We start from the raw sequence: 13,170 nt of genomic DNA, 5'->3' as shown, positions 1-13,170 counted from the left end.
AGGGCCCCGTCTTTCGACGGGGCCCTTCAAGAGCGGTAGCGGAGGGATTTGAACCCTCGGTGACTTGCGCCACACTCGCTTTCGAGGCGAGCTCCTTCGGCCGCTCGGACACGCTACCGAGAGAGACCTTACAGCACAGTGCGGCATGGTTCGAAATCGGTATCCGGGGTCCCGCGGACCCCCGGCCGGTGCTGGTCAGCGGTCGCGGAAGAAGTCCGTGAGCAGGCGGGCGCAGTCGTCCGCGAGCACGCCCTCGATCACTTCGGGGCGGTGGTTGAGACGCCGGTCGCGCACGACGTCCCACAGGGAGCCGGCCGCGCCCGCCTTGTCGTCGCGGGCGCCGTAGACGACCCGGTCCGCGCGGGACTGCACGAGCGCGCCCGCGCACATCGTGCAGGGCTCCAGGGTGACGACGAGCGTGCAGCCGGCCAGCCGCCACTCGCCGATCGCCGCGGCGGCCCGGCGGATCGCGAGGACCTCGGCGTGGGCCGTCGGGTCGCCGGTGGCCTCGCGTTCGTTGTGCCCGGCCGCCAGCACGGTCCGCCCGTCCGGCGCCAGCACGACGGCGCCGACGGGGACGTCCCCGCCGCCGGCGGCCCGCCCGGCCTCGGCCAGGGCGAGCCGCATCGCGGTCCGCCACGGGTCGCGCACCGGGTCGGGCCGCGGGGCGTGCACCGGGTCGGGCGGGCCGTGCGGGACGGGGTGGTCCGCCGGTTCTCCTTCTCGGTCCTGTTCGGTCGGCACGGTCAGCGGACGGTCTCCAGGACCTCGGAGGCGCCCAGGGCCTCGGCGATCTCGCCGACCGCGTCCCCGGACATCGAGCGCAGTTCCTTCTCGCTCACGCCCAGGTCGTCGAGGACCTCGGCGTCACCGACCGGGCCGTGCGGCACGGCCTCACCCGTACCGGCGGCGGTGTCGCCGCCGTCGCCGCCCTCCTTGTCGTCCTCGTCGTCGTCGGATTCACCGTCCTCCGTGCCGTCGAGGTCGAGGGCGTCGAGGGCGTCGAGGTCGTCGCCGTCGTCACCGGGGTCCCGGCCGAGCAGCTCGTCGGTGAGCAGGATCTCGCCGTAGCTGCTGCGGGCGGCGGCGGCGGCGTCCGAGACGTAGATACGGGGGTCCTCCTCGCCGTCCACCCGGACGACTCCGAACCACGCGTCCTCCTGCTCGATCAGCACGAGCACCGTGTCCTCGTCGGGAGAGGCTTCCCGGGCCAGGTCGGCCAGATCCGACAGGGTCTCCACATCGTCGAGCTCTGTATCGCTCGCTTCCCACCCGTCTTCGGTGCGCGCGAGCAGTGCGGCGAAGTACACCGTGACTCTCCCACTGGTCCTAGGCGTGCCGGTTGGGGATCCCCCCGGCGGAGGCTGCGGGCGGGGGGACGGTGCTCCGAGCCCCACCCACTCGGAATCGTGGCAGAAACAAGGCCTTCAGGGGACGTCTTCGGCGCCCTGTGTCCGGCAGTTTCGACCAGCGTCCCGGAAGTACCTACCCGGGCAGCCACCCCTCAGCGCACTTGTCGCAGCCACGTGCGGATCGTACGCGGATTCCTCGCGGCGCCCGCGTACGCCCGACCTCGTAACGTCGGCGCGGCGCGCGATCTTCCCCGCACCGGTCGGAAAGTCACCAGCGGAAGGTGCGCATGCGCATCGCGTGGCGCAGCCGGGCGGCCTTTGCGCGGCGCGGCTGGACGCGGTCCCGCAGTTCCCTGGCCTCCGCCAGGTCGCGCAGGAACTGGGCGCGGCGCCGACGGCGCTCGGCCTCCGTCTCCGTACTCCGCTCCGCCCCGCGACCCGCCCCCGGCTCCTTGCCGGGGGACGGCGTGTCGTAGAAGTCCCGGTCAGGCACAGTCTCACCACCCAGCGTCCGTCCCTCCCACCTTCCCCCGGCCGGGCGGTTTGACGCCGGTGAACGGGTGGAGCCGTGGTCGGGGCCTTGTCCGCCTGGGGGACGCCGGCCGCACAGGGCCCGGTTACTGTGGGGGACATGCGTCTCCACGTCGTCGACCACCCCCTGGTCGCCCACAAGCTCACCACGCTGCGCGACCAGCGCACCGACTCCGCGACCTTCCGCCGTCTCGCCGACGAGCTGGTCACCCTGCTCGCCTACGAGGCCACGCGCGACGTGCGCACCGAACAGGTCGACATCCACACGCCGGTCTGCCCGACCACCGGCGTCAAGCTCTCCCACCCGCGCCCGCTGGTGGTGCCGATCCTGCGGGCCGGCCTCGGCATGCTCGACGGCATGGTCCGGCTGCTGCCGACCGCCGAGGTGGGCTTCCTCGGCATGATCCGCAACGAGGAGACGCTGCAGGCCTCCACGTACGCGACCCGGATGCCGGAGGACCTCTCGGGGCGTCAGGTGTACGTCCTGGACCCGATGCTGGCCACCGGCGGCACCCTGGTCGCGTCGATCCAGGAGCTGATCAAGCGCGGCGCCGACGACGTGACGGCCGTGGTGCTGCTCGCCGCCCCCGAGGGCGTCGAGCTCATGGAGCGCGAGCTGGCGGGCACCCCGGTGACGGTCGTGACGGCCTCGGTCGACGAGCGTCTCAACGAGCAGGGCTACATCGTGCCCGGCCTCGGCGACGCGGGTGACCGGATGTACGGGGCGGCCGAGTAGCGCACGCTCCCGCTCCGGGGCCGTCCCGCCCCGTACGGCTGCTCAGCAGTTCTTCTTCTCCGCGGCGGACGCCGGCCGCGGCGCCGCCAGCTCGGCCAGCGCCGCGTCGGCGTCCGCCTGCTTCGCGAGGCCCTTGAAGCCGTTGCCGATGATCAGGTCGACGGCGGTGCCCTTGCGGGCCGCGTCGGTACGGCGTTCGGCGGCGGGGAGCTGGGTGCCGAGCACGGGCAGCGAGGTCTTCGGGGAGGCGGCCGGGCCGAGCAGGAGGCCGATGCCGTCGACCTTCTTGTCGTACTTCTTGGGCGCGTTGCTCACGTCGCCGATGCGGAAGCCGCGCTTCTTCAGTTCGTCGGCGGTCTTCTGCGCGAGGCCGCCGCGGGTCGTCGCGTTGAGCACGTTGACGGTGACCTGGGCCGGCTTCGGCACGGCCACGGCGGCGGGTGCGGCACTCGCCTTCGCGGCCGTGGTCCCGCAGTCGGTCCCGGCACCTGCCGCCGAGGCCTTGTCGCCGCCGGTGAAGACGTCGATGAGCTGCAGCGTGCCCCAGCCGAGCAACCCGAGCACGGTGACACAGGCGACGGCCACGACCGCGAGGCGACCGCGTCGCCGGGCCGGTCGCATCCGCGGGTACTTGTCCCCCGTGATCTTGTACTGGCCGCCCATGCCAGGGGGAGTGAGCATGCTCATGGGCGCAGCGTAGTGCGCCGGGGCGACGATGCCTATTAGATGATCAGTCGGCGTTCCGCGGTTCGGCGCAATGCAACCCGAAAGGGTCAAGCCGAAGCGACCAGGGGGCCGTCGAGGGGCCGTCGAGGGGCCGTCGCGGGGCCGTCGCGGTTTCCCGCGGGGGGTCGTCGCGGACGGGTGCGAGGGGGTGGGGGTGCCGCAGGGTTCCCGCGGGGGTGTCGCGGGCCCCGGTCAGTCGAGTTCGAGGACGCGCGCGTGCAGCACCTGGCGCTGCTGGAGCGCCGCGCGCACCGCGCGGTGCAGGCCGTCCTCCAGATACAGGTCGCCCTGCCACTTCACGACGTGCGCGAAGAGGTCGCCGTAGAAGGTGGAGTCCTCGGCGAGGAGCGTCTCCAGGTCGAGCTGGCCCTTGGTCGTCACGAGCTGATCGAGGCGGACCGGGCGCGGTGCGACGTCCGCCCACTGCCGGGTGCTCTCCCGGCCGTGGTCGGGGTACGGCCGGCCGTTTCCGATGCGCTTGAAGATCACACGGAAAGCCTACCGGCCAAGACGTCGCGGGCGCAGCCATGGCGCCGGAGTGCGGGGCTGGAAATGACGCCGTAAACGGGGGCAAACGGGTACGGGGGCCCGGGACGGGTGAGCGCGAGTGCGCTCCGCCGGTGGCGGAGGCGGCGTCGGACCCGCCCCCGCCGCGCGGGCGGTCGCGTCAGTCACGCCTCCCTTCCCGGGCGGGCGGCCGGGGTTCGCTCGGGGCCTGCGGCCGGCCGGTGTCGGGTTCGGGGGTGCGGCGGGCGGCCTCGGCGCGCAGGAGGGCGCGCAGGACGGCGTAGGGGTCGTTGAGCATGGCTGGTTCCTCGTTCCTCGTTCCTCGTTCCGGGGCCGGACCGGATCGGGGGGCCGGATCCGGGGTCCGTGTTCCGGGTGTCTCGTTCCGCGTTCGCGCGGAGGGCCGACGACCGGTGCGTGGCGCCGGTCGGGTCCGGTCAGCAGCGCAGGACCACGGAGCGTCGGCCGCGCGGGGAGGGCGGCGGCCCGGTCGGAACGGGTGGTGCGAGGGTCCGGTCGGTGGGGGCGCGGCGGCCGGTCGCCGGGGGCGGTGGGACGGACAGGGCCACGAGGGGGCGCCGGACGCTGCGGGCCGGTGTGCGCAGGGCGGTGTCGAGGTGGTCGTACTCACCGGCGCCTCCGCCGGGAACGCCTCCGCCAGGGCCGCCGCCGCCGAATCCTCCGCTCCCGCCGGCCACCAGGGCGGTCGGTGCCGCCTGGGCCGTCGCGTGCGTGCAGGGCACGATCAGGGCGAGCAGGAGGACCAGGGCCCGCAGGTATGCGCGGCGGCGTCCGGCACGTCCGGCACGTGCGGCACGTGCCGCACGTGCCGGACGCGCCGCATGTCTCGCGCGCGCCGTACGTCCTGTACGCGCCGCTCGTCCCGTGCGCGCCGCACGTGCCGCGCGGGTGGCGCGGAGGGTGGCGGCGGCGTGCGGTGCGGGGCTCACGTCAGGTCGTGTCCCCGCCGGGCGTACGCCGTCCATCGCGCCGGGGCGAGAACCGCTCGCTCGGCGTAGGGGCGGTCGTGGTCCGTCCGGCGGATCGAGTCGCCGGGAGGCGGCGGCACCTGGTGGGCGCGGGTGAGCGGGGGCGGCGGGGCGCTGCCGTGGGCGCTTGTGGGGGCGTGGGGGGAGTGGTCGGCCGCGGGGCGGGGAGGCGTTGGCAGCGGTCGTCGCCGGGGTGGGCGTTGTGATGGGGGGCCGGGGATCGGCGGCAGCGCCCTGGGAGGTGCCGTCCACGGTGCTGAGGCGGTAGGGGAGGGCGTGCCGGGCCGGGCCCGCGTCCGCGGCAGGATCCGCCGGGCAGGTCCCAGGGCGGTCCGGTGGGGACGGGCGCCGTTCACAGGGCGTGCGGGACCCGGCGGGCGCGCCCGCGCAGGCCCACGGACGTGATGATCTCGACCACGCCGACGGCGACCAGCCAGCAGCCGCCGACCAGCATGAGGACGGCCGCCGACTCCACCGGCGAGTCGATCAGGACGATGCCGGCGACGACGGTGACGGCGCCGAGGAAGATGTGCCAGCCGCGCGCGGGCATCGCCGGGTCGTGGACGGCGGCGACGATCTGCGTGACGCCGCGGAACAGCCAGCCGATGCCGATCCACAGCGCGAGCAGCAGCACCGACTGCAGGGGGCCGCGGAAGCAGAACAGGCCCAGCAGGATCGACACGGCGCCGCTGATGAAGGCGAGGACCCGCAGCGAGGTCGTCCGGTGCGTACCGAAGGCGGCGGCCAGTTGGAGGACGCCGCTGACGACCAGGTAGAGGCCGAAGAGCACACCGGCGGCGAGCAGCGACGCGCCCGGCCAGACCAGGACCAGCACGCCCAGGACGAGGGAGGCGATGCCGGTGAGCAGCACGGTCTGCCATGCGGCGCGGGACAGTGAGTGCAGTGGGCCCTCGAAGGCGGGTTCGGGTTCGTGCTCGTGCTTCGGCTCGTGCTCGTGCTCGTGCCGGGCGGTGGTCGGGGGACGGGTTCCGGTGCCGTTCCGGGCGTGGACCCCGCGGTCGTCGTACGGGTGCCCGCCGGGGCTGCCGGTGGGGGGCTCGGTCATGCTCCATGCTGGGAGCGGGGTCGGCGGGGGCGCCAGTCGGGGTGGGCCAGTGGGTTGACGGGGCGGTGTTCGTCGGGCGGTTCGCGGGTGCCCGGCGCGGCTGCCCGCAGCTGGGGCGGGGGCGGCGCGGGACCGGTACTCGGTCGGCTACTTGCCGGCCGCCTCCGCCGCCTTGGCCGCCTTCGCCGCTGCCTTCATTTCCTGTTTGTGGGCGCGGACCTTGGTCAGGGACTCCGGGCCGGTGATGTCGGCGACGGAGCGGAAGGAGCCGGGTTCGCCGTAGGGGCCGGCGGCCTCGCGCCAGCCGTCCGGGTGGACGCCGAGCTGCTTGCCGAGCAGGGCGAGGAAGATCTGGGCCTTCTGCTTGCCGAAGCCCGGCAGGTCCTGGAGCCGCTTGAGCAGTTCCTTGCCGGTCCCGACGCCCCGCCAGACGGCCTCTGCGTCACCGTCGTAGGTGTCGACGAGATACCGGCACAGCTGCTGGACGCGGCCCGCCATCGAGCCGGGGTAGCGGTGCACGGCAGGCTTGGCGGAGAGCAGGGCGGCGAACGCCTCGGGGTCGTGGGCGGCGATGTCGTGCGCGTCCAGGTCCTCCGCGCCCATGCGCCGGGCGATGGTCGACGGTCCCTTGAACGCCCACTCCATGGGGACTTGCTGGTCGAGCAGCATGCCGACCAGCGCGGCGAGCGGGCTGCGGCCGAGGAGCTCGTCGGCCTCGGGGTCCTGGGCGAGGTGAAGGGTGACGTCCATGCCCCCGATGATCGCGCGTGCCGGCTCAGGTCGCGCGCCAGTACCCCAGCGCGTTCACCCGCTGCTTGGGCAGCCCCAGCTCCTTGCGGGCGTACGAGGCCAGCGCCCGGGTCGTCGCCGTGTCGCAGGCGATCCAGACGAACGGCTCGGGGGTCGACCGCAGCAGCTCCGGCAGCGCCTCCTTCACCTGTGCGACGAGGTGCGCGCCCCCGTCGCGGCGCGGGACCGTGCGGACCTCGTGGCGGCCGGGGTCGGTGCGGAACGGCAGGCCGCCGGTGTCGGTGCCGCCGTCCTCGAACCAGATCGTCGCGGGGACCGGGCCCAGCGCGTCGAGGAGGGAGTTGAGGGCGGGCAGGGACGCCGGGTCCGCGACCGCGAAGACGCGGGACGGCACCGGCTCGGGTACCTCGAAGCCGGTGCCCTGGACCGTCGCCTCGATCGTGTCGCCGGGCTTCGCCGCCCGGGCCCAGTCGCTCGCGCACCCCTCGTGCAGGGCGAACTCCATGCCGAAGGTGCCGGCCGCCGGGTCCGGGTCGACCAGTGTGTACGCCCGCTGGTGCGGCTTGCCCGCGTTGTCGAACCACAGCCGCACCCACATCGTGGGGTGGACGCCGGTCGTCGCGAGCATGCCGCCGTCACTCAGGCGCAGCCTCCGGAACTCCGGCGTCACGTCCTCCGCGTCCGTCACGGTGAACTCGAAGTCCTTCGCACGCATCAGCTTGAGGACCGCGCCCTCCCAACCCCGCCCCTGCCCCATCGTTTCTTCACCCTTCACGTACTATTCGGCCACGACATAAGACTTAGGTGAGCCTAACCTAAAGGAAAGTGGGGGCACAGGGGTGAGTGCCGAGATCTACCGCGACGCCTGGGGGATCCCGCACCTGCGCGCGGACGGTGTGGACGAACTCGCCCGCGTCCAGGGCCGGGTGACCGCCCGTGACCGGGCCTGGCAGCTGGAGGTCGAGCGCCACCGCGCGCAGGGCACCTCCGCGTCCTTCCTCGGGCCCGCAGCCCTGTCCTGGGACCGGCTGGCCAGGCGGTCCCGGCTCGCCGACACCGCCCGCCGCTGCTTCACCGCCCTGGAGGACAAGGACCCGGAGACGGCCGTCTGGGTGCGGGCGTACGTCGACGGCGTCAACGAGGGGCTGGCCGAAAACGGACCCGCCGCTCCCGAGTTCGCGCGCGCCGGTGTCGCCCCCGGCCGCTGGGAGCCCTGGACCCCGCTCGGCGTCTGGCTCGCCACGCACCTCCTCTTCGCGGGCTTCCCCGCCAAGCTCTGGCGCGAGCACATCACCGCGCACCTCGGCCCGGACGCCGTCGCCCTCTTCGCCGCCGACGGCCACGGCACCGCCGGCAGCAACGGCTGGCTGGTGAGCGGCGAGCGGACCGCCACCGGGCAGGCGGTCATCGCGGGCGACCCGCACCGCTTCATCGAGGACCCCGGCGTCTACCAGCAGATCCATCTGTCCTGCCCGGAGTTCGACGTCGTCGGCCTCGCCGTGCCCGGCGTCCCCGGCATCGCCCACTTCGGCCACACCGGCACGGTCGCCTGGGCCATCACCAACGCCATGGCCGACTACCAGGACCTGTACCGCGAGCGCCTGCGCCGCACCGGCGCCGGCGTCGAGGCCCTCGGCCCCGACGGCACCTGGCACCGCGCCGCCCGGCACACGGAGACGATCCGGGTCGCCGGGGAGGAGGGCGAAGAGACCGTCGAGGTCGAGGTCATCGAGACCGGCCGGGGCCCGGTGATCGTGGGCGGGCCCGAGGGCCTCGACGACGGCACCCCCACCGCCCTCAGCCTGCGCTACCCGCCCCGCGTCACCGCCGACCTCGGCTTCGGCGCCCTGCTGCCGCTGCTGCGCGCCCGCCGGGTCGCCGACGTGGACCGCGCCCTGGACGCGTGGGCCGAGCCGGTCAACGTCGTGCAGGCCGCCGACACCGAGGGCGGGCTGCTGCACCGGGTGGCGGGGCGGGTGCCGGCGCGGTCCGCCGCCAACGGCCTGCGTCCGGTGCCCGCCTGGGAGCCCGGCCACGCGTGGGAGGGCTGGCACACCCCACCCCGCGCCGGGTTCGCCGACGGCGTCGCCGTGATGGCCAACCAGCGCGGCCCGGCCGCCCCGCTCGGCGTCGAGTTCGCCCCGCCGCACCGCGCCGACCGCATCGCCGCCCTGCTCGCCGGGAAGGAGCGCTGGTCGGCCGCCGACATGCCCGCCATCCACACGGACACCCACCTCGCCTCGGCCGGTCCGCTCCTGGAGCACCTGGCAGCCCTGGACGCCCTGACCCCCGAGGCCGCCGCCCTCCGCGACCGCCTCCTGTCCTGGGACCGGCGCATGGACGCCGACAGCACCGACGCGGCGGCGTACGCGGCCGTCCGCGGAGCGGTCGTACGGCGGCTGGCGGCGGACCCGGTCCTCGCCCCGGCGTCCGTGCCGCCCGCGTACCCCGAGGCGCTGATGCCGTGGCTCGCGCTCGTGCCGCGCGTCGGCTACGCCCTCGAACACCTGCTGCGCGCCGAGGACCTGTACGGCATCGACCGCGCCGGGGCCGTCCGCGCCGCGCTGGAGGAGGTGGCCGCCCGGCCGCCCGCCGGCACCTGGGGCGACACCCACCGCCTCGCCCCCTGGCGGGCGCTGCCGGACACCTCCCACGAGGAGGAGCCCGGTCTGTCCGGCGACCACGACTGCGTGCTGTGCACCTCCGCCGTCCCCGGCCTCACCGACCGCGCCGCACGCGGCCCCGCCGCCCGGTACGTCTGGGACCTGGCCGCCCGGCAGGACAGCCGCTGGGTGGTGCCCCTCGGCGCCTCCGGCGTCCCCGGCTCGCCCCACCACCGCGACCAGCGGCCCCTGTGGCTCGACGGCGAACTCGCCCCGGTGGTCACCGACTTCGACCGGCTTACGAAGGAAACCGATGTCTGAGCAGCACCCGACCCCGTACGCCTCCCGCGCCGCCGTCCACGAGCAGGAACTCGACGGCTTCGGCACCGTCCGCGTCCTCCCGCTCGACGCCGCGGCGGACGCCGCCGTGCTCCACCGCTGGGTGAGCGAGGAACGGGCCGCCTTCTGGGGCATGAACGGCCTCACGCGGGACCAGGTCGCCGGTGTCTACGCCCACATGGACACGCTCGACACCCACCACGCCTTCCTGGTGGTGAAGGACGGCGAGCCGGTCGCGCTGCTCCAGACCTACGACCCCGAGGCCGACCGGGTGAGCGAGTGCTACGACATCGAACCCGGCGACATCGGCGTCCACCTGCTGCTCGCGCCCGCCGGGACCGAGGGCGCGCGGTCCGGCTGGACCGCCGCGCTGGCGGGGTCCCTCATGGCGTACGTCCTGCTGGGCCTGGACCGCGAGCGGATCGTGGTCGACCCGGACGTCGACAACGAGAAGGCGATCGCGCGCTTCCTCAAGCAGGGTTTCACCGCCGGACCGGCGGTCGTGCTGCCGGAGATCGACCTGCCGGACGTGTACCTGCCGGAGAAGAAGGCGCAACTCGCCTTCCTCCGCAGGGAGGTAGCGTTCCGCGGGTGACTTCCCCGCCGACCGCCGAGGACCTGATCGCGCACTACGGGCTGGAGCCCATCCCGCGTGAGGGCGGTCTGTTCCGGCGCACCTGGGCCGGGCCCGAGCGCCCGGACGGACGCCCGGCGGGTTCGGCCATCGTCGCCCTGCTGACCGCCCGTCCGGGTGACTTCTCCGCCCTGCACCGCCTGCCCGCCGACGAGGTCTGGCACTTCTACCTCGGCGATCCGCTGGAGCTGTTGCTCCTCGACCCGGACGGCGGCACACGTACGGCCGTGCTGGGACCGGACGTCCTGGGCGGGCAGCACGTGCAGTTCACCGTCCCCGCCGGGACCTGGATGGGCGGCCGGGTGGCGGCGGGCGGCGCGTGGTCGCTCTTCGGATGCACGATGGCGCCCGGGTTCACCTACGGGGACTACGAGCACGGCGACGCGGCCCGCCTCACGGCGCGCTATCCGGCGGCGGCCGGGCGGATCGTGGAACTGTGCCGCCCGTGAACCCGCTCGACGGTCAGGTGGCGCTCGTGACGGGCGCGGGCGGCGGCATCGGACGGGGCGTCGCGCTGCGGTTCGCGCAGGAGGGCGCGGCGGTCGCGGTGCCCTGCCGTACGGCGGTGGAGTGCGGCGCGGGACGTGGCCGGGCGGATCCGGGAGTGCGGCGGCCGGGCGGATCCGGGAGCGCGGCGGCCGGGCGGTGGTGCCGCGGGCCGGCCTCACCGAGGAGGACACCTGCCGGCGCCTGGTGGCGGAGGCCGCCACTGGGGCGGCGGACGCGGGGGACGGCTGACGGCGCTGGTCAACCACGCGGGCGGGCAGCCGCTGCGGGAGCTGGCCGGCATGCCGGCCGCCGAGTGGCGGACGGCGGGGTGACGGCACGCCCGTCGTGGTGAGCACCAGGCGGCCCGGCGTCCAGTGAGTCCCGCCGAGTCGCGGGTGAGCGGGGCGGTGCCCGCGTCCGTACGTATCCCCAAGGCAGTGGGTCCCGACGACGGAGATGCGACGTGAGGTGTGGTGGCGGTGCGCGCACTGGAGGCCGGGAGCGAGGGTGCCGTCGAAGCGGACGGGACCGGCGGGGAGCCCGGGGGCTGGTGCTGCTCGGCGCCGTGCTGGTCCTGCTCGTCCTCGGCGGCGCGGGACCGGCGTCCGCCCACGCCGCCCTCCGCGCCACCGACCCCGAGGACGGCACCGTCCTCCAGCGGGCCCCGCGCCACGTCACCCTGACCTTCACCGAGTCCGTCGGCCTGCGCGACGACTCCTTCCGCGTCCTCGACCCCGGCGGCCACCGGGTGCGCACGGGGGAAGCCGGACGCGCGGACGGCCGTGCCGACACAGCGCGCGTGGCACTCACGGGCGAACTCGGCGCGGGCACGTACACCGTGGCCTGGCGGGTCGTCTCGGCCGACAGCCACCCCGTCTCCGGCGCCTTCACCTTCTCGGTCGGCAAGCCCTCCGTGACCACCGCGTCCGTGGACACCGGCCCCACCGAGGACCCGCTGACCGCCGCCCTCCACAAGATCGCCCGTTACCTCGCCTACCTCGCCGCCGCCCTGCTCATCGGCACGGCCGCCTTCGTCGCCCTGTGCCGCCCGCCGGACCCGGCCCCGCTGCGCCGGCCACTGGTGGCGGGCTGGTGGACCCTGCTGGCGGCCACCGTCGCCCTGCTGGTGCTGCGGGCTCCGTACGAGGCGGGGACGGGGCCGTCGGCGGCCCTCGACGCCGACGCGCTCGGCGGCACCCTCACGGCCCGGCCCGGCGTGCTGCTGCTGGCCAGGCTGGCGCTGCTCGCGCCGGTCGCGCTCTTCCTCGCCCGCATGGCCCGCGGGGGCCGGTACCGGCACCGGGAGCGCGCCCCGCTCGCCGCCGCGGTGGGCGCCGCGCTGGCCGTCGGCCTCGCCCTGACCTGGGCCGCCGCCGAGCACGCTTCCGCGGGGATCCAGGTGCCGGTGGCGGTGACGTCGTCCGTGCTGCACCTGCTCGCCACGGCGGTCTGGCTCGGCGGTCTCGTGGCCCTGCTCGCCACCCTGCGCTCTGCCCCGGACGCCGCCACGGTCGCCCGCTTCTCCCGGATTGCCTTCGCCTCCGTGACCGTCCTGGTCGTCACCGGCGTCTACCAGTCCTGGCGCGGCCTGGGCTCCTGGCCGGCGCTCACGGAGACGACGTACGGCAGGCTGCTGCTCGCCAAACTGGCCGGGGTGGCCGTGCTGCTGGCCGCGGCGGCGGTCTCGCGGCGGTGGACGGCCGCGTGGGTGACGGCGGGGGCGGGTGCCGGGGCGGGTGTGGTGGGCGCGGAGAGTTCGGTGGATGCGGTGGGTGCGGAGACGGCCGTGCGCGGGCGCGTACGCGAGCGGGTGCCGGAGCGGGTGGGCGGGCCTCCGGCGCGGGCGTCGGAGCCGTCGCAGTCGGGGGCGTCCCAGTCGGGGGCGTCCCAGTCGGGGGCGGCCTCGTCGGAGAAATCCGGGCCGGAGTTGTCCGAGCCGGAGCCGTCCGCCGTCGGGGACGCCCGCCGCCGTGGGCTGCGCCGGTCCGTCCTGGTCGAGGCCGGCGTCGCGGCCGTCGTCCTGGTGGTCACGACCGTCCTCACCAGCACCCTGCCGGGCCGGGCGGCGGACGAGGCGGCACGGGCCGTACCGGCGGGCGGGGTGCTGCCCGCGTCCGTCACCACGATCCCCTTCGACGTCGGCGCCTCCGGCCGGGGCACCGTCCAGATCACCCTGGACCCCGGCCGCACCGGCGACAACGCCGTGCAGGCCGTCGTCTTCGGCCCCGACGGCAGCCTGGCCGCCATACCCGAACTGCGCCTCTCCTTCACCCTCCCCGACCGAGGCGTCGGCCCGATCGACGCGGAACTCGTCGACCGGGGCGGCTACTGGAGCGCCAACTCCCTCACCCTCCCCCTCCCCGGCACCTGGACGATGAAGACGACGGTCCGGGTGTCGGAGATCGACCAGGTGAGCGAGACCAGGCGGATACGGATCGAGCGGTGACA

At 75.1% G+C, this 13,170-nt stretch carries 15 protein-coding genes, 1 tRNA gene and 1 pseudogene; 6 read left to right on the top strand and 11 right to left on the bottom strand.

The window, feature by feature from the left end; translation table 11 throughout:
• Window positions 1–33: 33 nt before the first annotated feature.
• The 4 genes from ACIQ6R_RS20430 to ACIQ6R_RS20415 form a co-directional block, all read right to left on the bottom strand.
• Window positions 34–118 (bottom strand) — tRNA-Ser (locus tag ACIQ6R_RS20430).
• A gap of 77 nt (window positions 119–195) precedes the next feature.
• Window positions 196–627, bottom strand: a complete 432-nt coding sequence (gene tadA, locus ACIQ6R_RS20425; RefSeq protein ID WP_404223015.1) for a tRNA adenosine(34) deaminase TadA — start codon at window positions 625–627, stop codon at window positions 196–198.
• Between the two features lie 119 nt (window positions 628–746).
• Complete coding sequence (locus tag ACIQ6R_RS20420) at window positions 747–1,310, bottom strand: hypothetical protein (protein WP_404222739.1); 564 nt, start codon at window positions 1,308–1,310, stop codon at window positions 747–749.
• A gap of 310 nt (window positions 1,311–1,620) precedes the next feature.
• Entirely contained in the window at window positions 1,621–1,845 is a 225-nt protein-coding gene (locus ACIQ6R_RS20415; RefSeq protein WP_404222738.1) for a hypothetical protein, read from the bottom strand.
• 138 nt (window positions 1,846–1,983) lie between these two features.
• Here ACIQ6R_RS20415 and upp point away from each other — a divergent pair, with 138 nt between their 5' ends.
• On the top strand, window positions 1,984–2,619 hold the full coding sequence (gene upp, locus ACIQ6R_RS20410; protein ID WP_121747899.1) for a uracil phosphoribosyltransferase: 636 nt from the start codon (window positions 1,984–1,986) through the stop codon (window positions 2,617–2,619).
• Window positions 2,620–2,661: 42 nt separating this feature from the next.
• Here the strand turns inward: upp and ACIQ6R_RS20405 are convergent, their stop codons facing one another.
• The 7 genes from ACIQ6R_RS20405 to ACIQ6R_RS20375 all read right to left on the bottom strand — a co-directional run bounded on the left by ACIQ6R_RS20405 (window position 2,662) and on the right by ACIQ6R_RS20375 (window position 7,414).
• Window positions 2,662–3,282, bottom strand: coding sequence for a LytR C-terminal domain-containing protein (locus tag ACIQ6R_RS20405; RefSeq protein ID WP_404173723.1), 621 nt, complete (start codon window positions 3,280–3,282; stop codon window positions 2,662–2,664).
• A gap of 255 nt (window positions 3,283–3,537) precedes the next feature.
• A complete protein-coding gene (locus tag ACIQ6R_RS20400; RefSeq protein ID WP_003999914.1) occupies window positions 3,538–3,834 on the bottom strand; it encodes a type II toxin-antitoxin system VapB family antitoxin in 297 nt (98 codons plus the stop codon).
• A gap of 178 nt (window positions 3,835–4,012) precedes the next feature.
• Entirely contained in the window at window positions 4,013–4,150 is a 138-nt protein-coding gene (locus ACIQ6R_RS20395) for a hypothetical protein (protein WP_404172564.1), read from the bottom strand.
• A 139-nt stretch (window positions 4,151–4,289) separates the two neighbouring features.
• Window positions 4,290–4,595: a hypothetical protein gene (locus tag ACIQ6R_RS20390; protein ID WP_404222737.1), complete on the bottom strand. Its 306-nt coding sequence runs from the start codon at window positions 4,593–4,595 to the stop codon at window positions 4,290–4,292.
• Window positions 4,596–5,193: 598 nt separating this feature from the next.
• Window positions 5,194–5,907 carry an HdeD family acid-resistance protein gene (locus tag ACIQ6R_RS20385; RefSeq protein ID WP_404222736.1) on the bottom strand — a complete coding sequence of 238 codons (714 nt, stop codon included), beginning with the start codon at window positions 5,905–5,907 and terminating at the stop codon, window positions 5,194–5,196.
• Window positions 5,908–6,054: 147 nt separating this feature from the next.
• Window positions 6,055–6,657: an HhH-GPD-type base excision DNA repair protein gene (locus ACIQ6R_RS20380; protein WP_404222735.1), complete on the bottom strand. Its 603-nt coding sequence runs from the start codon at window positions 6,655–6,657 to the stop codon at window positions 6,055–6,057.
• A gap of 25 nt (window positions 6,658–6,682) precedes the next feature.
• Window positions 6,683–7,414 carry a siderophore-interacting protein gene (locus ACIQ6R_RS20375; protein ID WP_404172554.1) on the bottom strand — a complete coding sequence of 244 codons (732 nt, stop codon included), beginning with the start codon at window positions 7,412–7,414 and terminating at the stop codon, window positions 6,683–6,685.
• A gap of 82 nt (window positions 7,415–7,496) precedes the next feature.
• Between ACIQ6R_RS20375 and ACIQ6R_RS20370 the strand changes: the two genes are divergently transcribed.
• The 5 genes and pseudogenes from ACIQ6R_RS20370 to ACIQ6R_RS20350 all read left to right on the top strand — a co-directional run bounded on the left by ACIQ6R_RS20370 (window position 7,497) and on the right by ACIQ6R_RS20350 (window position 13,168).
• The gene (locus ACIQ6R_RS20370; protein ID WP_404222734.1) at window positions 7,497–9,581 is read left to right on the top strand and encodes a penicillin acylase family protein; all 2,085 of its coding nucleotides are present in this window, start codon (window positions 7,497–7,499) and stop codon (window positions 9,579–9,581) included.
• Complete coding sequence (locus tag ACIQ6R_RS20365) at window positions 9,574–10,194, top strand: GNAT family N-acetyltransferase (protein ID WP_404222733.1); 621 nt, start codon at window positions 9,574–9,576, stop codon at window positions 10,192–10,194. The genes ACIQ6R_RS20370 and ACIQ6R_RS20365 overlap by 8 nt, the downstream gene beginning before the upstream one ends.
• Entirely contained in the window at window positions 10,191–10,682 is a 492-nt protein-coding gene (locus ACIQ6R_RS20360) for a cupin domain-containing protein (protein ID WP_404222732.1), read from the top strand. Before ACIQ6R_RS20365 ends, ACIQ6R_RS20360 begins: the two co-directional genes overlap by 4 nt.
• Window positions 10,679–11,042: pseudogene (locus ACIQ6R_RS20355) on the top strand (SDR family NAD(P)-dependent oxidoreductase); the annotation flags it as partial. The gene ACIQ6R_RS20360 and the pseudogene ACIQ6R_RS20355, both read left to right, overlap by 4 nt.
• A gap of 230 nt (window positions 11,043–11,272) precedes the next feature.
• The gene (locus ACIQ6R_RS20350) at window positions 11,273–13,168 is read left to right on the top strand and encodes a copper resistance CopC/CopD family protein (protein ID WP_404222731.1); all 1,896 of its coding nucleotides are present in this window, start codon (window positions 11,273–11,275) and stop codon (window positions 13,166–13,168) included.
• Window positions 13,169–13,170: the final 2 nt, after the last annotated feature.

This window comes from Streptomyces sp. NPDC096048 (assembly GCF_044763415.1).
Classification (GTDB): domain Bacteria; phylum Actinomycetota; class Actinomycetes; order Streptomycetales; family Streptomycetaceae; genus Streptomyces.
The sequence above is the reverse complement of the archived record's forward strand: the minus strand, read 5'-3'. Positions and strand labels throughout refer to the sequence as shown.